General features: G+C 74.0%; 15 protein-coding genes. 5 read left to right on the top strand and 10 right to left on the bottom strand.

The genetic code is table 11. The features are described from left to right. Positions 1 to 111 precede the first annotated feature (111 nt). Together ACIQWA_RS24270 and metH are read right to left on the bottom strand one after the other, a co-directional pair. On the bottom strand, positions 112 to 840 hold the full coding sequence (locus tag ACIQWA_RS24270) for an HAD family hydrolase (protein ID WP_402485633.1): 729 nt from the start codon (positions 838 to 840) through the stop codon (positions 112 to 114). Between the two features lie 139 nt (positions 841 to 979). After that, positions 980 to 4,489 carry a methionine synthase gene (gene metH, locus ACIQWA_RS24275; protein ID WP_360230338.1) on the bottom strand — a complete coding sequence of 1,170 codons (3,510 nt, stop codon included), beginning with the start codon at positions 4,487 to 4,489 and terminating at the stop codon, positions 980 to 982. 143 nt (positions 4,490 to 4,632) lie between these two features. On the opposite strand from metH, the gene ACIQWA_RS24280 reads away from it, so the two are divergent. Further along, a complete protein-coding gene (locus tag ACIQWA_RS24280) occupies positions 4,633 to 5,715 on the top strand; it encodes a hypothetical protein (RefSeq protein ID WP_402485636.1) in 1,083 nt (360 codons plus the stop codon). A 34-nt stretch (positions 5,716 to 5,749) separates the two neighbouring features. On the opposite strand, the gene ACIQWA_RS24285 is transcribed toward ACIQWA_RS24280, so the two are convergent. Further along, positions 5,750 to 6,277, bottom strand: a complete 528-nt coding sequence (locus ACIQWA_RS24285) for an SRPBCC family protein (RefSeq protein WP_402485639.1) — start codon at positions 6,275 to 6,277, stop codon at positions 5,750 to 5,752. A gap of 352 nt (positions 6,278 to 6,629) precedes the next feature. Between ACIQWA_RS24285 and ACIQWA_RS24290 the strand changes: the two genes are divergently transcribed. Then, positions 6,630 to 7,583, top strand: a complete 954-nt coding sequence (locus ACIQWA_RS24290) for a PAC2 family protein (protein ID WP_360230344.1) — start codon at positions 6,630 to 6,632, stop codon at positions 7,581 to 7,583. Positions 7,584 to 7,720: 137 nt separating this feature from the next. Here ACIQWA_RS24290 and mshC read toward each other — a convergent pair whose 3' ends face one another. The 6 genes from mshC to ACIQWA_RS24320 form a co-directional block, all read right to left on the bottom strand. Beyond that, a complete protein-coding gene (mshC, locus tag ACIQWA_RS24295) occupies positions 7,721 to 8,950 on the bottom strand; it encodes a cysteine--1-D-myo-inosityl 2-amino-2-deoxy-alpha-D-glucopyranoside ligase (protein WP_402485642.1) in 1,230 nt (409 codons plus the stop codon). A gap of 228 nt (positions 8,951 to 9,178) precedes the next feature. Continuing rightward, the gene (locus ACIQWA_RS24300; RefSeq protein WP_402485645.1) at positions 9,179 to 10,021 is read right to left on the bottom strand and encodes a carbohydrate-binding protein; all 843 of its coding nucleotides are present in this window, start codon (positions 10,019 to 10,021) and stop codon (positions 9,179 to 9,181) included. 129 nt (positions 10,022 to 10,150) lie between these two features. Further along, entirely contained in the window at positions 10,151 to 11,080 is a 930-nt protein-coding gene (locus tag ACIQWA_RS24305; RefSeq protein WP_402485647.1) for an AraC family transcriptional regulator, read from the bottom strand. Between the two features lie 88 nt (positions 11,081 to 11,168). Continuing rightward, entirely contained in the window at positions 11,169 to 11,954 is a 786-nt protein-coding gene (locus ACIQWA_RS24310) for an SCO1664 family protein (protein ID WP_402485711.1), read from the bottom strand. A gap of 56 nt (positions 11,955 to 12,010) precedes the next feature. After that, positions 12,011 to 12,577, bottom strand: coding sequence for a DUF3090 domain-containing protein (locus ACIQWA_RS24315; RefSeq protein ID WP_360230351.1), 567 nt, complete (start codon positions 12,575 to 12,577; stop codon positions 12,011 to 12,013). A gap of 249 nt (positions 12,578 to 12,826) precedes the next feature. After that, complete coding sequence (locus tag ACIQWA_RS24320; protein ID WP_402485650.1) at positions 12,827 to 13,519, bottom strand: histidine phosphatase family protein; 693 nt, start codon at positions 13,517 to 13,519, stop codon at positions 12,827 to 12,829. A gap of 214 nt (positions 13,520 to 13,733) precedes the next feature. Here ACIQWA_RS24320 and ACIQWA_RS24325 point away from each other — a divergent pair, with 214 nt between their 5' ends. Continuing rightward, on the top strand, positions 13,734 to 14,714 hold the full coding sequence (locus ACIQWA_RS24325) for a magnesium and cobalt transport protein CorA (protein WP_402485653.1): 981 nt from the start codon (positions 13,734 to 13,736) through the stop codon (positions 14,712 to 14,714). Positions 14,715 to 14,821: 107 nt separating this feature from the next. On the opposite strand, the gene ACIQWA_RS24330 is transcribed toward ACIQWA_RS24325, so the two are convergent. Beyond that, positions 14,822 to 15,868, bottom strand: coding sequence for an LLM class F420-dependent oxidoreductase (locus ACIQWA_RS24330; protein WP_360230357.1), 1,047 nt, complete (start codon positions 15,866 to 15,868; stop codon positions 14,822 to 14,824). A 305-nt stretch (positions 15,869 to 16,173) separates the two neighbouring features. Here ACIQWA_RS24330 and ACIQWA_RS24335 point away from each other — a divergent pair, with 305 nt between their 5' ends. Next, the gene (locus ACIQWA_RS24335; protein ID WP_402485657.1) at positions 16,174 to 17,154 is read left to right on the top strand and encodes an aldo/keto reductase; all 981 of its coding nucleotides are present in this window, start codon (positions 16,174 to 16,176) and stop codon (positions 17,152 to 17,154) included. 471 nt (positions 17,155 to 17,625) lie between these two features. Further along, positions 17,626 to 19,482, top strand: coding sequence for a helix-hairpin-helix domain-containing protein (locus ACIQWA_RS24340; protein WP_402485660.1), 1,857 nt, complete (start codon positions 17,626 to 17,628; stop codon positions 19,480 to 19,482). The last annotated feature ends 156 nt before the right edge of the window (positions 19,483 to 19,638 follow it).

A 19,638-nucleotide genomic window follows, 5' to 3' on the forward strand; every position in this document is an offset into this window, starting at 1 on the left:
CGCGCCCGACGAGTTGTCAGCCATTGCCCGTTTTCTCCCCACCGAACCGCCGGCGCCGGCCCCGCCCCGCCGCCTACCGGCCGGTAGGGTCGGCGCGCAATGAGATGACAATCACATCCAGTGGGTGGCCGCGCCCTGGACCCGCGAGGCGACCAGCGACCGCAGCAGTTCGAGATCGACCTGCTCCAGCGACGGCAGCACCAGCCGCCCGGGGGCCGGCTCGATCGGCGCCACCGAGGGCACCGCGATCACCGGACAGCCCGCCGCCTCGCCCGCCCGCACCCCGGTCGGAGTGTCCTCGACGACCACGCAGCGGGCCGGCTCCGCACCCAGCCGGCGGGCCGCCTCCAGGTACGGGTCGGGGAACGGCTTGGTGCGCGGCAGCTCGTCCCCGCCGATGGTGAAGGCGAACCGGTCGGCGCCCAGCGAGCGCAGCACGATGTCGATCACGTGCCGGTGCGAGGCGGACACCAGCGCGGCCGGAACGCCGTGCGCGGCAAGGGTGTTGAGCAGCCGCTCGGCCCCCGGCATCAGCGGCACCCCGCCCCCCAGCAGGTCGACGAAGCGCTGGTTGACCAGCACCCCCAGGTCGCTCGGGGCGATGTCCACCCCGGTGCGGGCGACCAGGTACTCCATCACCCTGGTCATCGGTCCGCCGACGACGTGCGCCCGGTCCTGCTCGTCCAGCCGGTGGCCCAGCTCGGCGAAGAGCGACACCTCGGCCTGCCACCAGAAGTCCTCGGTGTCCACCAGCGTGCCGTCCATGTCCAGCAGCACCGCCTGGAGGCCGGGCTCGGGCCCGAGGTCGAGCGCCGGGGCGGCGGTGGAGCTGGTCGTCATGGCAAGTCCTTCCGGCTGCGCCCAGGACGGTCCCGGGGATGGCACGGGCCGGCCCGCTGGTCAGCGGACCGGCCCGTTCAGGATCATCCAGGATACGCCCGCTTCGCCCGGAAAGAGCGAACGGAGAAGGACGTACGGGTTACCGTGCGTTGAAGTACTTCGCCTCGGGGTGGTGGATCACGATGGCGTCGGTGGACTGCTCCGGGTGGAGCTGGAACTCCTCGGAGAGCACCACGCCGATCCGCTCGGGCTTGAGCAGCTCGGCGATCTTGGCGCGGTCCTCCAGCTCGGGGCAGGCCCCGTAGCCGAGCGAGAAGCGGGCGCCCCGGTACTTGAGGGCGAACATGTCCTTGACGTCCTGCGGGTCCTCGCCGGAGAAGCCCAGCTCGAAGCGGACCCGGGCGTGCCAGAACTCGGCCAGCGCCTCGGCCAGCTGGACCGAGAGGCCGTGCAGTTCCAGGTAGTCGCGGTAGGAGTTCCCGGCGAACAGCTCGTTGGCCGCCTCCGAGATCCGGTTGCCCATGGTGACCACCTGGAGCCCGACCACGTCCCGCTCGCCGGACTCCTCCGGGCGGAAGAAGTCCGCCAGGCAGAGCCGGCGGCCGCGCCGCTGGCGGGGGAAGGTGAAGCGGGTCCGCTCGGTGCCGTCCTCGTGGAAGACGATCAGGTCGTCGCCCTTGGAGTTGGCCGGGTAGTAGCCGTAGACCACGGCCGCCTCCAGCCAGCCCTCGGTCTGCAGCCGGTCCAGCCAGGCCCGCAGCCGCGGCCGGCCCTCCGTCTCCACCAGCTCCTCGTAGGACGGGCCGTCGCCGCTGCGCGCGGCCTTGAGGCCCCACTGACCCTTGAACAGCGCGTCCTCGTCCAGCCAGGAGGCGTAGTCGGCGAAGGGGATGCCCTTGACGATCCGGTCGCCCCAGAACGGCGGGACGGGCAGCGCGTTGTCCAGCGCGACGTCGGAGCGGATCTGGCCGAGGTTGACCTCGGGCTCCGGCTCCGCCACCTCGACCTTGGCGTGCCGGCGCTGCTTGAGCTCCGGCAGGGCCGCGCCGGGCACGCCGCGCTTGACCGCGATCAGCGCGTCCATCAGCCGCAGGCCCTCGAAGGCGTCCCGGGCGTAGCGGACCTCGCCCTCGTAGATCTCGTGCAGGTCCTGCTCCACGTAGGCGCGGGTCAGGGCGGCGCCGCCGAGGATCACCGGGAAGCTCGCGGCCAGCTTGCGCTGGTTCAGCTCCTCCAGGTTCTCCTTCATGATCACGGTGGACTTCACCAGCAGGCCGGACATCCCGATCACGTCCGCCTTGTGCTCCTGCGCGGCGTCCAGGATCGCCGAGACCGGCTGCTTGATGCCCAGGTTGACCACGTTGTAGCCGTTGTTGGACAGGATGATGTCGACCAGGTTCTTGCCGATGTCGTGGACGTCGCCCTTGACGGTGGCCAGCACGATGGTGCCCTTGCCCTCGCTGTCGGACTTCTCCATGTGCGGCTCCAGGTGGGCCACCGCGGTCTTCATCACCTCGGCGGACTGGAGCACGAACGGCAGCTGCATCTGGCCGGAGCCGAACAGCTCGCCGACCACCTTCATGCCGGCCAGCAGGGTGTCGTTGATGATCTCCAGCGCCGGGCGCACGCCCAGTGCCTCGTCCAGGTCGGCCTCCAGGCCGTTGCGCTCGCCGTCGATGATCCGGCGCTGCAGTCGCTCCTCCAGCGGGAGCGCGGCCAGCTCCTGTGCCTTGGAGGCCTTCACCGAGGCGGTGGAGACGCCCTCGAACAGCTCCAGCAGGCGCTGCAGCGGGTCGTAGCCGTCCCGGCGGCGGTCGTACACCAGGTCCAGGGCGGCCTCGCGCTGGTCCTCGGGGATCCGGGAGATCGGCAGGATCTTGGAGGCGTGCACGATCGCCGAGTCCAGGCCGGCCTCCACGCACTCGTGCAGGAAGACCGAGTTGAGCACCACCCGGGCGGCCGGGTTGAGGCCGAAGGAGATGTTCGACAGGCCGAGGGTGGTCTGCACCTTCGGGTGGCGGCGCTTGAGCTCGCGGATCGCCTCGATGGTCTCGATGCCGTCCCGGCGGGACTCCTCCTGACCGGTGGCCAGGGTGAAGGTGAGGCAGTCGACCAGGATCGAGCCCTCGTCGATGCCGTAGTCGGTGGTGAGTTCGGCGATCAGCCGCTCGGCGATCTCGACCTTCGTCTCGGCGGTGCGGGCCTGGCCCTGCTCGTCGATGGTCAGCGCGATCAGACCGGCGCCGTGCTCGCGGGCCAGCGAGGCGATCCTCCCGAAGCGCGAGTCGGGGGCGTTGCCGTCCTCGTAGTTGACCGAGTTGAGCACCGCGCGGCCGCCGAGCGCCTCCAGACCGGCCTGCAGCACCGGCGGCTCGGTGGAGTCCAGCACGATCGGCAGGGTGGAGGCGGTGGCCAGCCGGCCCGCGATCTCCTTCATGTCGGCGACGCCGTCGCGGCCGACGTAGTCGACGCACAGGTCCAGCAGGTGGGAGCCGTCCCGGATCTGATCCCGGGCGATCTCCACACAGGCCTGCCAGTCGCCGGCCAGCATCGACTCGCGGAACTTCTTCGAGCCGTTGGCGTTGGTGCGCTCGCCGATCGCCAGGTACGAGGTGTCCTGACGGAACGGCACCGCCTGGTAGAGCGAGGAGGCCGCCGGCTCCGGCTTCGGCTCGCGCGGCGCGATCGGACGGCCCTGCACCCGCTCGACCACCTGGCGCAGGTGCTCGGGGGTGGTGCCGCAGCAGCCGCCGACCAGCGAGAGGCCGTACTCCCGGGTGAACACGTCGTGGGCGTCGGCCAGTTCGGCCGGGGAGAGCGGGTAGTGGGCGCCGTCCTTGCCCAGCACCGGCAGGCCCGCGTTCGGCATGCAGGACAGGCCGATCCTCGCGTTCTTGGCCAGGTAGCGCAGGTGCTCGCTCATCTCGGCCGGGCCGGTGGCGCAGTTGAGGCCGATGTAGTCGACGCCCAGCGGCTCCAGCGCGGTGAGCGCGGCACCGATCTCGGAGCCGAGCAGCATGGTGCCGGTGGTCTCCACCGTCACCTGCACCAGCACCGGGAGGTCCAGCCCGGCCTCGGCCAGCGCGCGCTTGGAGCCGAGGATCGCGGCCTTGGTCTGCAGCAGGTCCTGGCTGGTCTCCACCAGCAGCGCGTCGGCGCCGCCCGCGATCAGACCGGCCGCGTTCCGCTGGAAGCCGTCCCGCAGCGTCTCGTACGGGGCGTGGCCGAGGGTCGGCAGCTTGGTGCCGGGGCCGATCGAGCCGAGCACCCAGCGGGTGCGGCCGTCGGCGGCGTGGGCGTCGGCCACCTCGCGGGCGATCCGGGCACCGGCCTCGGACAGCTCGAAGATCCGCTCGGCGATGTCGTACTCGCCCAGGGCGGAGAAGTTGGCACCGAAGGTGTTGGTCTCCACGCAGTCCACGCCCACCGCGAAGTAGGCCTCGTGGACGGAGCGGACGATGTCCGGCCGGGTGACGTTGAGGACCTCGTTGCAGCCCTCGAGGTTCTGGAAGTCCTCCAGCGTCGGGTCCTGCGCCTGGAGCATGGTGCCCATCGCACCGTCGGCCACCACCACCCGGGTGGCGAGCGCTTCACGCAGCGCGTTCGCGCGGCTCTGCTGAGTGATGGACGGGTTGGCTGCAGTGGCCATGGGGCGTCTCCCTGGTGCGACGGCTGTCGGCTTTGCGAGCCCGCTTGCTCGGGCCCGCACGTGGCCAGGGTATCCGGCCCACGGCCCGGCCTGCGGGTGCATTCCGTATCCTGAGCGCTCGACCGCGAGGGGGGAACAGTCGCGTGATCCGATTCGGGAACGTCGCACGGCGGATCGGGCGGGCCCTGGGGGCGCCGCTGCGCCGCTGGAGAGGCCTGCCGTGGTGGGGGCGCGCCCTGGTGGCGCTGGGGCTGGCGGCGGCCGTACCGGTCGCCGCGCTGGGCTCGCTGTTCATCGCGATCCGGCTGCACTACTCGGGTGAACCGGCCGCCGAGGCCCGCACCCGGGGCCGGGACGCCGTCTGGCTCGGCCACGCCTGGGTGGACGGCCGCAAGACCGACGCCGACGTCGCCGCGCTGGCCCGGCAGCTGGCCGGAACCGGCGTGCGCGACCTGTACGTCCACACCGGGCCGCTGGAGCACGACGGATCGCTGCCGCCCGCCGTCCACCCGGCGGCCCGCTGGTTCACCGAGGCCGCCCACCGGGCGCTGCCGGGGGTGCGGCTGCAGGGCTGGTTGGGCGACGAGGTCAAGCCCGAGCGGGACGCGATGGACCTCGACGACGCGCCCACCCGGGGCCGGGTCGCCGCGGCCGCGGCCCAGGTGCTGGACCAGGGCTTCGACGGCGTGCACTTCGACATGGAGCCGATCCGCCCCGGATCGGCCGGCTGGCTCGCCCTGCTCGACCTGGTCCACCCGGTGACGGCCGCCCGCGGCGCGAAGCTGTCGGTGGCGGCCCCCCAGATCGACCCCGTCCCCGGCCTGCACACGGCCGGCATCCTGCTCACCGACCACGGCAAGTGGTGGGACCGGGCGTACTTCCGGGAGACCGCCCGCCGGGTCGACCAGGTCGCGGTGATGACCTACGACACCTCGATGCCGACCGAGCCGCTGTACGGCGGCTACGTCGCGCGGCAGACCGAGCTGGCCCTGGCCGCCACCCCGCCGGACGTCGACCTCCTGATCGGCCTGCCGTTCTTCTGGGACGACAAGTGGGGCCACTGGGGCGACGCGGAGACCGTCCCGGCGGCCGTCCGGGGCGTCCGGTTGGGCCTGGGCCGGGAGGACCTGCGGCGGGCCAACTTCGGGGTCGCGCTGTACGTGGACTTCGCCGCGACGCCGGAGAACTGGGCGGCGTACCGGCGCGGCTGGGTGGACCCGTCGTAGAAGCCGGGTGGACCCCGCTTGGGATCCGTCGGGCTCAGGCCGCCATCCGGTGGGCCAGGGCGCCCAGGTAGCGGTGCACGGTGGCGTCCTCGCCGGACAGGTAGTGCGAGACGGCCCGGTACAGCGGCTTGCGGACCTCGCCGTGCTCGGTGACGGTGAGCGAGCAGCCGGACCCGGCCGGGGTGAGGCGGTACGTCCAGGTGCCGCCGTAGGGCAGGTCCCGGTCGGCGATGCCGGTCACCAGCCGGTACGGGGCCTCGCTCGCCACCACCTCGTAGGTGGTGTGCCCGTGCCGGTCGTACTCGCGCCAGCGCGGGCGTCCGCCGGCCCCGGCGGGCAGCCGTTCGACGTGGGTGAGGCCCGGGCGCCAGGCCGGGTAGAGGTCGATGTCGGTCAGCACCTCCCAGACCGCGCCGGGCGGCTGGGCGAGTTCCAGCCCGCCCTCGGTGACGTGCTCCACCGGCAGCCGGCGCCCGGCCCGGTCCGCCACCAGCAGCACGGCCCCGGCCAACGCCACCGCGCCCGCACCCGTACCTGCGCCGATCCACAGCCATCGGTTCATCGGTCGGCCCCTTCCGCCCGGCCCCCGCCCCATCATCGCGCCGCCGCGCCCGGCCCGCCCCCCGTGGCGCAGCGTCGCCGGTCAGGCACCGTGCGTCCGCACCTGGCAGCCTGACGCCGCGTCAGCCGCCGCGGACCGGATATCCGCTGGATCAGGGCGGCCCACTCCCCCAGACTGTCCCGGTGCCCGGCCGCCATGCGCATCAAAGCCCGTAGGCTGGGCAGGTAGGGACCGTGGAGCGAGCCGTTCCACGGGAGACGAGAGGTTCGACAGGCGGCAGCCGGCCCGTCGTTGCCCCGGCGAGCCGGCCGGGGCGGTGCCGGTCCGACCGCCGACCGGAGGGAGACGCTGGGTGATCGAGTTGGAAGATGTTCCCGAGTTGATCGACCCGGTGATGGTCTGCGCCTTCGAGGGGTGGAACGACGCGGGCGACGCCGCCTCCGCGGCCCTGGCGCACCTGGACGAGACCTGGGGCGGCAAGGTGTTCGCCGCCCTGGACGCCGAGGACTACTACGACTTCCAGGTCAACCGTCCGACGGTCTGGCTGGACGGCGGCGTGCGCCGGATCACCTGGCCGACCACCCGGCTGTCGGTGGTCCGGGTGACCGAGCCGGTGACCAGGGACGTGGTGCTGGTCCGCGGGATCGAGCCGAGCATGCGCTGGCGCTCGTTCTGCAACGAGCTGCTGGGCTTCGCGCACGAGCTGGGCGTCGAACTGGTGGTGATCCTGGGCGCGCTGCTCGGCGACACCCCGCACAGCCGGCCGGTGCCGGTCAGCGGGGTCACCTCCGATCCGGACCTGGCCCGCCGGCTGGACCTGGAGGAGAGCCGCTACGAGGGCCCGACCGGGATCGTCGGGGTGCTCCAGGAGGCGTGCACCCACGCCGGGGTGCCGGCCGTGACGCTGTGGGCCGCGGTGCCGCACTACGTGGCGCAGCCGCCCAACCCCAAGGCCACGCTGGCGCTGCTCAACAAGCTGGAGGACCTGCTGGACCTGCGCGTCCCGCCGGGCGAGCTCGGCGAGGACGCCCGGGCCTGGCAGCTGGGCGTGGACCAGCTGGCCGCCGAGGACAGCGAGGTCGCCGAGTACGTCCAGCAGCTGGAGGAGGCACAGGACACGGCGGAGCTGCCGGAGGCCTCCGGGGACGCCATCGCGCGCGAGTTCGAGCGCTACCTGCGCCGCCGGGAGAACGTCGGCCCGACCGGCGAGAAACCGGTGTCCGGGCACGCGACGGCCGAGCGGCCGGCCGAGCCGGAGGGGCCGGGCACGACCCGGGAGAGCCAGGAGGGGGCGGAGGACGAGTAGTCCTCGTCGGCCCCGCCCGGGCGGGGTGTGCCGAAGGGGCGCCGGGACTTCGAGTCCCGGCGCCCCTTCGGCGTTCTCAGGGCGTCATCGCTCTCGGGGCGTCCGCCCAGGGCCTCACCGCTCTGGGGGTGTCACCCTCACAGCGCGACGCCGAGCAGGGCGTCCACGGTGCGGCTCACCAGGCCGGGCGCGCCGATGTCGGTGCCACCCGCCGTCTCCTGCTGCGCGGCCCACCGGTCGACGGCGGCCAGCGCGGCGGGCGCGTCCAGGTCGTTCGCCAGCGCGGTGCGGACCTCGGCGAGCAGCTGCTCGGCGGCCGGGCCGTCCGGCCGGGAGACGGCGGCCCGCCAGCGGGCGAGGCGCTCGACGGCCTCGTCCAGGACGGCCTTGGTCCACTCCCAGTCCTGGCGGTAGTGGTGCGAGAGCAGCGCCAGGCGGATCGCCGCCGGGTCGACGCCCTCGCGGCGCAGGGCCGAGACGAAGACCAGGTTGCCGCGGGACTTGGACATCTTCTGGCCGTCCAGTGCGACCATCCCGGCGTGCACGTACGCCTTGGCGTACGGGTGGGAGCCGGTGGCGCTGTGGGCGTGCGAGGCGCCCATCTCGTGGTGCGGGAAGGACAGGTCGCTGCCGCCGCCCTGGATGTCGAAGCCCATGCCCAGGTACTGCAGGGCGATGGCCACGCACTCGATGTGCCAGCCGGGGCGGCCGTGGCCGAGCTCGGTGTCCCAGGCGGGCTCGCCCGGACGGGCGGCCAGCCAGAGCAGGGCGTCCAGCGGGTTGCGCTTGCCGGGGCGGTCCGGGTCGCCGCCGCGCTCGGCGAAGACCGGGCGCATGGCCTCGCGGGTGAGCCCGGAGACCTCGCCGAAGTGCGGGTCGGCGTCGACCGAGTAGTAGATGTCCCCGTCGACCCTGTAGGCGGCACCGGAGGCCAGCAGCTTCTGGACGATCGGGACGATCCACGGGATCGACTCGACGGCGCCCACGTAGTGGGCCGGCGGGAGCAGCCGCAGGGCCGTCATGTCCTCGCGGAACAGGGCGGTCTCGCGCTCAGCGAGGGCCACCCAGTCCTGGCCGGTCTCGACGGCGCGCTGGAGCAGCGGGTCGTCCACGTCGGTCACGTTCTGGATGTAGCGGACGTCGTGGCCGGCGTCCTTCCAGACCCGCTGCACCAGGTCGAAGGCGTTGTAGGTGGCGGCGTGGCCCATGTGGGTCGCGTCGTAGGGGGTGATGCCGCAGACGTAGATCCGGGCGGTGCCGTCCTGCGGCACGACCTCGCGGACCGTGCCCGCTGCGGTGTCGAAGATGTGGAGGGGGAGCCCCTGACCAGGCAGGGCGGGAACCTCGGAGGCGGGCCAGGCATGCATGGGATCGACCTTAACCTTGAGAACATTTGAAAGCCTAACCAGTAACGAAGATCGACTGGATTAGCTTCCTGCCGTTGCCCGATCACCCTTCGACTGCTCAGGGCCCGTCTTCGCGCGTTCCGTTTCGGACCGGTGACTCCGTCCGATCGTTTTCGGACACGGGTGAGCGCCCGGTCGGCCCTGCCGCCGACCGGGCGCCCGGCTCCCCCGGGGGAGCGGCCGGAGCCGCTACGACCGCTGCCAGAGGGCCGGCACGTTCGGCGGCTCCCAGCCCACCAGGGCGGTGTGCGCCTGGAGGCAGAGGTAGGAGGCGCCGGCGTAGGTGACGCGGTCGCCCGCGTTGTAGGCCCGGCCGGCGGCCCAGCTGCCGCTCGGCGGCGTGGTGGGTCCTCCGGTCGGGGTCCCGGTCGGGGTGGTGGTGGCCGTCGGGCTCGGGGTGCCCGGGGTCTGCGGCACGTCCAGCACGAAGTCGAAGGTGGCGTTCTCGCCGGAGCCGTTCCGCTGGACGTTCATCAGCAGCCGGGCGTCGTAGATGGTGTCGGTGTTGTTGCGCGGCTCGCCCGGGAAGTACAGCTGGGTGGTCAGGATCGGGCGGCCGGGGGCCTGGAGCTTGACGTGCAGGTGCCGGGTGCGGCCCGGGTAGAGGCCCGGGACGACGGTTTCCAGCCGGTACGCGCCGTTGGCGTCGGTGAACTGGTGGCCGCGGAAGGTGTAGCCGACGTTGTCGTAGTTCCCGCCGTCGTCGGCCTGCCAGAAGTCCAGCAGCACGCCGGGGACGGGCCGGCAGGCGCGGCCGAAGACGTAGCCGCTGACGGTCAGCCGGGTGCCCGGGCCGTCGTTCACCATCGAGCTGCGCAGCGGGGAGTCGGGCTTGAAGTACGGACCCTCGATCTGCTCGACGGTCGGGTCGTCCCCGTCGTGGCACTCGGGGGTCAGGCCGGGGATGCGGCCGGCGCCGACCTTGTCGCGGGCCAGGGCGACCCCGCCGCCGACGAGCAGCGGTGCGGCCCCGAGCGCGGCGGCGGCCTTGAGGACGGTCTTGCGGCTGATCATGCCGTCGGACGGGGGCATGCGCCGTCTCCTTCCGGTGGATCCTTCGCGGGGGAGCTGGGGGCGGCCCTTGCCATGGTGGGGGCATGACAAGGGCCGAACCGGCCGCCGTCCGCGCGCTGGACCGGCCGCCGGTGGCCAGTAGGAACGTTACGGACCGTCCGGCGCGACGGCGATGGACATGATCCGGGGATCGTGGTGATTTCCGTCGACCCTGGCCCGGAACTCCCCTGGGGTCATCCCGGTCTCCCGCCGGAAGAAGCGGCAGAAGTACGCCGGGTCCGCGAAGCCGGCCTCCTTGGCGGCCTGACGAATCGTCAGATCGGTGCAAGCGAGCAGCCGTTTGGCCTCCAGGGTCTGCTGCCGGCGGATCAGTCCGCCCGGGGTGCGGCCGGTGGCCTGCTTGACCAGGGTCTGCAAGTGCCCCGGGGAGACCCCGAGTTCCTGGGCGGTGGAGGCCACCGAGTGCCGCACCCCGCCCGGCTTGGCGATCAACCGGGTGAAGGCGGCCGCCAGTTCGGCCGGCCTGCTGGGCACCGCGGGCCGGTCGTCCGGGGCGCAGGCGCGCAGGGCCCGGACGATCAGGATGTGCAGGCTGGCCCGTAGCACGCCCTGGTAGCCGGGCGCCCTGGTCCGGTACTCCTGCTCCATGTCGGCGAGCAACCGGGCGATGGCGCCGGCCTGTTCGCCGAGCGCGATGCCGGGGCGGGCGGCCAGGGCGCGCAGCGCGGCGAGGTCCTGCGGGTGCCCCAGCAGGAAGTCCTCGTTGAACAGGACGACCCGGCCGGTGAGTTCCTCGGCGTCCGCCCAGTGGTGCACCTGGCCGGGCGTGATCACGCACAACTGCGGTGGCGCCAGCGCCCGGTGGACCAGGTCCAGGACGTGGGCGCCGTGGCCGCCGGTGACCATGACGATCTCGTGGAACGAGTGCCGGTGGGGGAAGTTGGCGCGGGAGAGCGGGCCGATCGCGTCGAAACTGCCGATCGCGAAGGGCAGCACGTGGGGCAGTGGGACCTGCAGGCGGTGCAACGGCAGGTCCAGTGCGGTTCGGGGGGTGGGGGTGGTCCGTCGCACGTCCATCGGAGCAGTGTGCGACCTGTTCCGGTGACAGGTCCAGACCACCGGCCGGTAACCCGGGCCGAACCCCCGCCGCGCCGCGGAACCCGCGCTACACCGGCGGCCAGGGGATCGCGGGCCAGTCCGCGGAGGGCAGCGGGTGCGTGCCCGAATCCCGCAGCCCGGCCACCCGGGCCCGGGTGGCGTCCAGTTCGGCGGCGGTCAGGTGCGGGGCCAGCCGCTCGGCCAGCGCCCCCTCCAACTGCTCGGCCAGCCCGGCCAGCACCTCCAGCGCCTCGGCGGGCAGCGGGTCGCCCGCCCAGCCCCAGAGCAGGGTGCGCAGCTTGCCCTCGGTGTTGAAGGTGACGCCGTGGTCGATGCCGTACACCCGGCCGTCGGCGGCCGGGATCAGGTGGCCCCCCTTGCGGTCGGCGTTGTTGAGCACCGCGTCCAGCACCGCGAGCCGGCGCAGCCGCCGGTCGTCGTGGTGCACCAGCAGTGCGGTGCGGCCGCCCTCGACCTCGGCCCGGACGATCGGCAGCCAGCCCTCCTCCGGGCCGGCCGGGTCCTGCAACGCCAGCAGCGGCTCGGCCTCCGGGTCCGGCTCGACCCACAGCTGCACCATGCCCGGCCCGTGCGGGCCGTCGCGCAGCACGGTCGGCGGGATCAGCTCCCAGCCGGTGGCCGCGGACAGCTCGTACGCGGCGACCTCGCGGCCGGCCAGGGTGCCGTCCGGGAAGTCCCACAGCGGGCGCTCGCCCGCCACCGGCTTGTAGACGGCCTGGGCGCTCAGCCCGTCGTGCTCGACGGTGCAGTACAGCGCGGCGTTGGAGGCCTCGGTGAGCCGGCCGTGCACGGTCAGCCCGCCTTGGCGCAGCAGCGCGAGGGCGGTGGGCACATCGGCGGCGAGGGCGGCGGCCGCCGCCGGGTCGGCCTGCGGCGGGGTCTCGGTGTTCAGCGCCGGTAGCCGTTCGCGCGCGGGCACAGGTGGCCCTCCGGGTCCAGCGGCAGGTTGCAGAACGGGCAGGGCTTGCGGCCGGCCGCGACCAGGTCCAGCGCGCGCTTGGCGAACACCCGGGCCATCGCGCCGGACAGCCGCACCCGCAGCATGTCCGGGCCGTTCTCGTCGTCCTGGAAGGCGGCCTCCTCGCCGTCCTCCTCCTCGTCCTCCACCAGCGCCTGGGCCTCGACCACCAGGCAGGCGTCCACGCTGTCCCAGGCCAGGGCCATCGTGCCCACCCGGAACTCCTGCTCCAGCGGGAGGTCCAGCGGGGCGGTGTCGAGCAGGTCCTTGGGCGCGGCGGCCGGGATGGCGGCGTCGCCCCCGCTGCGTCGCAGCGCCTCGTCCAGGACCTCCTCGATCCGTTCGGCGAGCGCGGCGACCTGGGTCTTCTCCAGCAGCACGCTGGTGATCCGGCCCCGGGCGCTGGCCTGCAGGTAGAACGCCCGGGCGCCGGGCTGGCCGACGGTGCCGGCCACGAACCGTTCGGGCTGGTCGTAGAAGAAGACCTGACGGGGCACGCTCTAGCTCCGGATCGTGTCGGTTTGTGCGGATCCGCCAAGGGGGATCGCGGGGTTGTCCACCTGGGCCGGTGGTCGGACTACTGGGCACTCACCAGTCACCCTACGACCTCCGGGCCCCGGCCGGGGAGCCGAGCCGGGGGCCGCGGACGGGGTGGCACCCGCGGGGTCGGACGGTGTCGCGCGCCGTTCGGACGGGTGCGCGGGGCGGGCGGGAGGGGCGGGCGGGGAGGGGGCGAGCGGCACCGCTCAGACCGTGCCGCCGACCACCGCGTCACCGGCCGGGGTGGCCGCGGCGGTGGAGGGCCGGGGCGCCAGCGAGGCGAGGTCGCCGGTGTCGCCCGTTCTGAGGACGAAGGGCCGCTGCGGGGTGTAGCGGATGGCGGTGACCGAGCAGGGCTCGACGCTGATCCGCTGGAAGTGGTCCAGGTGCAGGCCGAGCGCGTCGGCCACCACCGCCTTGATCACGTCCCCGTGCGAGCAGGCGATCCAGACCGCGTCCTCGCCGTGCTCCTCGGCGATCCTCGCGTTCCACTCGCGGACGGCGTCGACCGTACGGTGGCTCAGCGCGCGCAGCGACTCGCCGCCCGGGAAGGCCGCGGCGGAGGCGTGGTCCTGCACGGTGCGCCAGAGCGGCTCCTTGGCCAGCTCGGCCAGCGGGCGGCCGGTCCACTCGCCGTAGTGGCACTCCCCCAGCCGCTCGTCCTCGGTCGGCGCGCCCAGCTCGGGGCGGGCGGCGAGCAGCGGCTCCAGGGTCTGCCGACAGCGCTCCAGCGGGCTGCTGACGGCGAGCGCCAGCGGGATCCCGGCCAGCCGGTCGGCGAGCGCGGCGGCCTGGGCGCGGCCGGTGTCGTCCAGGTCCACACCGGGGGTCCAACCGGCCAGGATCCCGGCGGTGTTCGCGGTCGAGCGGCCGTGACGGACGAGCAACAGGGTGGGCATGGGGCTCAGCCTACGGCCTCCGGACTCCGCCGTGGGGTGCGGTCCGGGAGTCGGGAGTCGGGGGTGCCTGGACGGGGCCCGTCGCGCGGGGCCGTCGTCGCGCGGGGCTGTCGCCGCGCAAAGCCCGTCGCGCAGGGCCCGTCACGCAGAGCTCACGTGCGCCCGGTGGCCCGGCTCCCGGCCCGGCGGGCGCGTCCGGGGGACAATGGCCCACATGATCGTGCACTGCGCCGCGTACCGGGACGGCCGCCGGCTCGGGGCCTGCGAGGACCTGACCGACTCGCTCGCCACCGCCCGCGAGGCCGGGCCGGGAGCCTTCGTCTGGATAGGCCTCCTCGAACCGACGACCGAGGAACTCGACCGGGTCGGCAAGGAGTTCGCGCTGCACCCGCTGGCCGTCGAGGACGCCGTCAGCGCCCACCAGCGCCCCAAGGTCGAGGCCTACCAGGGCTCGCTGTTCGTCACCCTCAAGACCCTCGGCCACCACGCCGACACCCGTACCGTCACCAGCGGCGAGGTGATGGTCTTCCTCGGCCCGGACTTCGTGATGACCGTCCGGCACGGCGAGGACACCCCGCTCAGCGGCCTGCGGGCCCGACTCGAACAGCAACCCGAACTGCTGCGCTACGGCCCCAGCTCGGTGCTGCACTCGGTCTGCGACACCGTGGTGGACGGCTACGTCGAGGTGGCCACCGCGCTCCAGGCCGACCTGGACGAACTGGAGGCGGACGTCTTCGCCCCCGGCCGGGTCGGCCGCGACACCGCCGGGCGGATCTACGGCTACAAGCGCCAGGTGATGACCGTCCGCCGGGCCGTCGCCCCGCTGCTGGAACCGATGCTGCGGCTGGAGCGCGGCGCCCCCTTCGTCCAGCCGGAGACCGCCCCCTACCTGCGGGACGTCGCCGACCACCTGGCCCGGGTGAACGACCAGGTGGACGGCATGGACCGGCTGCTGTCCGACATCCTCGGCGCCAACCTGGCGCAGGTGAGCGTGCAGCAGAACAACGACATGCGGAAGATCTCGGCCTGGGCGGCGCTGGCCGCCGTGCCGACCATGATCGCGGGCGTGTACGGGATGAACTTCGACGACATGCCCGAGCTCCACCAGCCGTGGGGCTACCCGGCGGTGCTGTCGCTGATGGCGCTGGTCTGCGTGGTGCTGCACCGGGTGTTCAAGCGGCACGACTGGCTGTAAGTGCCGCTCGCCTCCCGCCCGGTGGACCGCAGGCGGCGGAGCACGCCCGCGGAGCACGCCCGCGGAGCACACCGGCGGATCACACCCGGCGGAGCAGACCCGGAGGATCAGGCCAGTCCGGCGCGCTCCAGCGCCTCGACGCCGGTGCGCAGCGCCTGGATCCGCTCGTCCAACGTGAAGCCGGAGGGAGCCAGGGTCAGCGTCGTGACACCGGCGTCGGCGTAGGCCTGCATCCGGTCGGCGATCCGGGCGGTGTCGCCGATCAGCGAGGTGGCGTCGATCAGGTCGTGCGGGACGGCGGCCGCGGCGCCCGCGTAGTCCTTGGCCAGGTACTTCTCCTGGATCTCGTCGGCGGCCTGCTCGTAACCCATGCGCCGGGTCAGCTGGTTGTAGAAGTTCTTCTCCTTGCTGCCCATGCCGCCGATGTACAGGGCGGCGTAGGAGCGCTGGGAGTCGACCCCGGCCTTGATGTCCTCGCCGACCGCGAGGGTGACGGTCGGGCAGAGGTCGAAGCCCTCCAGGGACTTTCCGGCCTTGGCGCGCCCGGCCTTCAACGGGTCCAGCGAGAGCGCGGCGTGCTCGGGGGCGAAGAAGATGCCGAGCCAGCCGTCGGCGATCTCGCCGGTCTGCTCCAGGTTCTTCGGGCCGATCGCGGCGATGTACAGCGGGATCTGCTCGCGCACCGGGTGCACGGTCAGCTTGATCGGCTTGCCCGGGCCGCCGGGCAGCGGAAGGGTCCAGTTCTCGCCCTCGTGGACCAGGCGCTCGCGGGACATCGCCTTGCGGATGATCTCCACGTACTCGCGGGTGCGGGCGAGCGGCTTGTCGAACTTCACGCCGTACCAGCCCTCGGAGACCTGCGGGCCGGAGACGCCGAGGCCGAGCCGGAAGCGGCCGCCGGAGAGGGTGTCCAGGGTCGCGGCGGTCATCGCGGTCATCGCCGGGGTGCGGGCCGGGATCTGGAAGATGGCCGAACCGACGTCGATCCGCTCGGTCTTCGCGGCGACGAAGCTCAGCACCGTCGCGGCGTCCGAGCCGTACGCCTCCGCCGCCCAGCAGACCGAGTAGCCGAGCCGGTCCGCCTCCTGGGCCACCGCGATGTTGTCGGCGTCCATGCCGAGTCCCCAGTAGCCGAGGTTGATGCCGAGTCGCATGTGCCGAACCTTCCAGTCGGGTGGGCCCGGTGGCCAGTCGGGCGGGCGTCGTGGCCGGTCGGGCGGGGCGTGCCAGCACGTCGGGCGGGCCTGCTGGCGAGCGTAGCCGCGTCCCCGCAGGTCATGCTACTGACGGGTAGTGGTGGTCTGGGTCACACCTGCCGCATTGATCGTTCTGCGGGTCTGCGCCCCTGCCCGGGGACCGGCCGCTACGCTCAGCCGACGTGGGGAGCACTCGCCCCACCTGCGCGTTTACAGGGGCTCCCGGGGCCACCGGGGCCACCGGCCAGTGGAGGGCCCGTCCGATGGAAAAGCGTCACCTCGGCCGTACCGGCCTACAGGTCTCCCGCCTCGGTCTCGGCACCATGACCTGGGGCCGCGACACCGACGAGCACGAAGCCGCCGAGCAGCTCAAGGAGTTCGTCGACGCCGGCGGCAACCTGGTCGACACCGCCGACGTGTACGCCGACGGCGGGGCCGAGTACCTGCTCTCCCGCCTCACCGACAGCCTCGTCCCCCGCTCCGAACTCGTCATCGCCACCAAGGCGGGCAGCGTCCCCGAGTCCACCCGCCGCTTCGACGGCTCCCGCGGCCACCTGCTCGCCGCCCTGGACGCCTCGCTGCGCCGGCTCGGCACCGACTACGTCGACCTGTGGCAGGTCCACGCCTTCGACCCCGACACGCCCCTCGAGGAGACCCTCAGCGCCCTCGACATCGCCGTCTCCTCCGGCCGCGCCCGCTACACCGCCGTCTGCGACTTCAGCGGCTGGCAGCTCGCCAAGGCCGCCACCTGGCAGCGCGCCCACCACGACCGGATGCCGCTGGCCGGTGCCCAGGTGGAGTACTCGCTGCTCCAGCGGGGCATCGAGCGCGAGGCGCTGCCCGCCGCCCTCGACGCCGGGGTCGGCATCCTGGCGGGCTCGCCGCTCGGCCGCGGGGTGCTCACCGGCAAGTACCGGCACGGCGTTCCGCAGGACTCGCGCGGCGCCTCGCCCTACCTGTCCGGGTTCGTCCAGCCCTACCTCGGGGAGCGCTCCCGGCGGATCGTGGACGCCGTCGCCACCGCTGCCGACGGGCTCGCCAGCAGCCCGCTGGCGGTCGCGCTGGCCTGGGTCCGGGACCGGCCCGGGGTGGCCAGCGCGCTGATCGGGGCGCGCACCGTGGCGCAGCTCCAGGCGGCACTGTCAGTGGAGGCGCTTACGCTTCCGGGTGAGATCCGCGGGGCGCTGGACGACATCTCGTCGCCGGTGCACCGCTACCCGGACCAGGGGTGGACGGAGCTGTAGCCCTGGAGCCGGGCGGTCGAGCCGGGCGGTCGAACCGGTTGGTCAGACCGGCGGCCGAACCGGTGGTCGAGCAGAACGAGCAGTGCAGAACGTGCAGTGGAGTGAGCTTTGGAGCGGACGACGATGAGTGGCACGGGCAACGGCGCTCCGGAGGGGGCTGCGGCCGCGGGCGCGCCCGACCAGGCGACGATCGCGGAGATCGTGGCGCGGATGCGCCGGATCGAGCAGCAGGAGGCGCGGCCGGGGGCCCACCGGCTCGGGCCTTCCGCTCCGAAGGCCTTGGGGGCCGAGGGGGCCGGGGAGTCCGGGGAGTCTGAGGGCACTCAGGGGTCCTCTGAGGGGTCCGAGACCGAGGGGTCCGCGCCGGGTGTCGGTGAGGCGCCGGCCGATCAGCCGGCGGCTGAACCGGCCGCGCCTGCCCCGGCCACCCCGCCGGTCGCCCGGCCTTCCGCTCCCCCGCTCGCCGCGCCGATGCGGCCCGCCGCGCCGAGCGAGGAGGCGCTCCGGGAGACCGCCGCCGTGCTGACCGAAGGTGGCGCCCCCGTCGACCTGGCCGCCGCCGCGGTGGCCGCGCTCGGCGAGGAGGCCGCGGAGCTACTGCGCGAGGACCCGTGGGCGGTCCTCGGGCTCCCCAGTGTGCGCCCCGAACACGCGGACCACTTCGCCCGCGGCCTGCTCGGAGCCTCGGTCGGCCCGGACGACGAGCGACGGGCCCGGGCCCTGGTGGTCTGGCTGCTGGAGCAGGCGGCGCTGCGCGGGCACTCGGCCCAGGACGCGAAGGACGTGGTCGCCGGGCTGGAGCGGCTCCGGGTCCCGGACCCGCTCGCCGCGATCGCGGAGGCGGTCGCCGAGGGGCGGCTGCTGTCGTTCCAGGAGGAGCTGACCGGCCCCGGGGCCCCGACGGCGGGCGGCGAGGAGGACGAGGAGGAGCCGCCGACCCGGATGCTGCTCGCACTGGAGGGGCCAGCGATGGCCGAGGACAGCCTCGCCGAGAAGCTGCTCCAGCTGATGGCCACCTTCGTAACGGGCGAGGACACCGAGGAGCAGGACACCGAGGAGCAGGACGGCGAGGGGCAGGACGGCGAGCAGCCGTCGTCTGAGGCAGGCTCCGAGGAGCCCGCCGAACCCCTACCCGCCGCTCCCGGCCCCGCCGCCTGGGAGGCCGCCGCCGAAGCGGCGCCGTCCCCCTCCGCGGCCGCCCTGATCCGGACTGTCGCCGGGAGCGCCCTGGTGCTGCACACCGGGGGTGAGGCGGCCCGGGCCGAGCCGGCCGCGCTGCTCGCCGCCGCCACGGGGCTCGGACTGCGGGCCTGGGCCGCCACCTGGACCGACCAGGGCCGGGACTCCTTCGACGCCCTCTCCCCCGCCGCGACGCCGGTGACGACCCTCGCCGAGCTGCTGTCCGGTACGGCCGGCCCCGGCCGCGCGCCCGACGGCACGCTCGCACTGGACCTCCTGGTCCTGCTGGACGCGCCGCTGCTGGACGTCGAACTGGCCGCCACCGTCCTGGAGTCGCTCGCCGACGGCACCCGGCTGGTGCTCAGCGGGGATCCGGGCCAACTCTGGTCGGCCGGCCCCGGCAGGTTCTTCGCCGACCTGCTGGCCGCCAAGGCCTGCCCGGCGGTCGCCTCCCGCACCCCGGACTTCGGCCCGATCGGCGAGCTGGTCTCCGGGGTCGGCGTCGGCGAGCTGCAGCCGGTCGAGGCGCCGGACAAGGAAGTGGTCATCCTGACCGCCAAGGACGGCGGCGAGGCCGTGCACCGCGCCGTCCAGCTGCTCACCGACTCCATCCCGCGCACGCTCGGCATCCCCGCCGAGCAGGTGGTGCTGCTCACCCCGGGCCACGGCGGCCCGGCCGGCACGCGGGCGCTGAACGCGGCCGCGAAGGCCCGGCTGAACCCCGGCCCCGGCCGGTTCGGCGGCTTCGACCCGGGTGACCGGGTGGTGGAGTCCCCTGCCCCCGGGGTCATCCGCCCGGCCCGGGTGCTGGACGGCGACGCGGCCGGACTGCACCTGGAGTTCCCGGACGGCTCGCGCCGGACCGTCCCGCCCGCGGAGGCCGGCCGGCTGCGGCACGGCTGGGCGCTGACCGTCCACCAGGCGCTGGGCCGCCGCTGGCCCGCCGCGGTGGTCGTGGTCCCGGAGGACGCCGGGCCGGCGCTCTCCCGGCAGTGGGTCTACACGGCCTTCGGGCGCGGCGAGCGGCACCTGTCGGTGGTCCACGCGGCGGGCCCGGCGCTCGCCCAGGCCGTGGCCGAGCGCCCGGCGCAGCCGCGCACCACCCGGCTCAGGGCGATCCTCGCGGAGAACGCGGTCGCCGAGGACTGATCCGCCCGCCGGTCGGCCGACCGACGAACGTGCGAGGGGCGGGGCCCGGCGGGCCGGGCCCCCCCCCCCCCCCTGGGGCGGGCTGGGGGGGGGGGGGGGGCGGCGGGGGTGCCCCCCCGCCCCGGGCAGCCGGGCCTCAGCAACAAGCGGGGGGCG

The sequence above is a fragment of the Kitasatospora sp. NPDC098652 genome (genome assembly GCF_044760155.1).
Lineage (GTDB): Bacteria > Actinomycetota > Actinomycetes > Streptomycetales > Streptomycetaceae > Kitasatospora.

What these genes read in the sequence shown, in the direction of transcription:
- ACIQWA_RS24320 (WP_402485650.1), bottom strand. Translation starts at nt 13,519, where the DNA reads ATGCCCACCCTGTTGCTCGTCCGTCACGGCCGCTCGACCGCGAACACC.
- ACIQWA_RS24335 (WP_402485657.1), top strand. Translation starts at nt 16,174, where the DNA reads ATGGAAAAGCGTCACCTCGGCCGTACCGGCCTACAGGTCTCCCGCCTC.
- ACIQWA_RS24330 (WP_360230357.1), bottom strand. Translation starts at nt 15,868, where the DNA reads ATGCGACTCGGCATCAACCTCGGCTACTGGGGACTCGGCATGGACGCC.
- metH (WP_360230338.1), bottom strand. Translation starts at nt 4,489, where the DNA reads ATGGCCACTGCAGCCAACCCGTCCATCACTCAGCAGAGCCGCGCGAAC.
- ACIQWA_RS24300 (WP_402485645.1), bottom strand. Translation starts at nt 10,021, where the DNA reads ATGCCCCCGTCCGACGGCATGATCAGCCGCAAGACCGTCCTCAAGGCC.
- ACIQWA_RS24270 (WP_402485633.1), bottom strand. Translation starts at nt 840, where the DNA reads ATGACGACCAGCTCCACCGCCGCCCCGGCGCTCGACCTCGGGCCCGAG.
- ACIQWA_RS24285 (WP_402485639.1), bottom strand. Translation starts at nt 6,277, where the DNA reads ATGAACCGATGGCTGTGGATCGGCGCAGGTACGGGTGCGGGCGCGGTG.
- mshC (WP_402485642.1), bottom strand. Translation starts at nt 8,950, where the DNA reads ATGCATGCCTGGCCCGCCTCCGAGGTTCCCGCCCTGCCTGGTCAGGGG.
- ACIQWA_RS24325 (WP_402485653.1), top strand. Translation starts at nt 13,734, where the DNA reads ATGATCGTGCACTGCGCCGCGTACCGGGACGGCCGCCGGCTCGGGGCC.
- ACIQWA_RS24340 (WP_402485660.1), top strand. Translation starts at nt 17,626, where the DNA reads ATGCGGCCCGCCGCGCCGAGCGAGGAGGCGCTCCGGGAGACCGCCGCC.
- ACIQWA_RS24305 (WP_402485647.1), bottom strand. Translation starts at nt 11,080, where the DNA reads ATGGACGTGCGACGGACCACCCCCACCCCCCGAACCGCACTGGACCTG.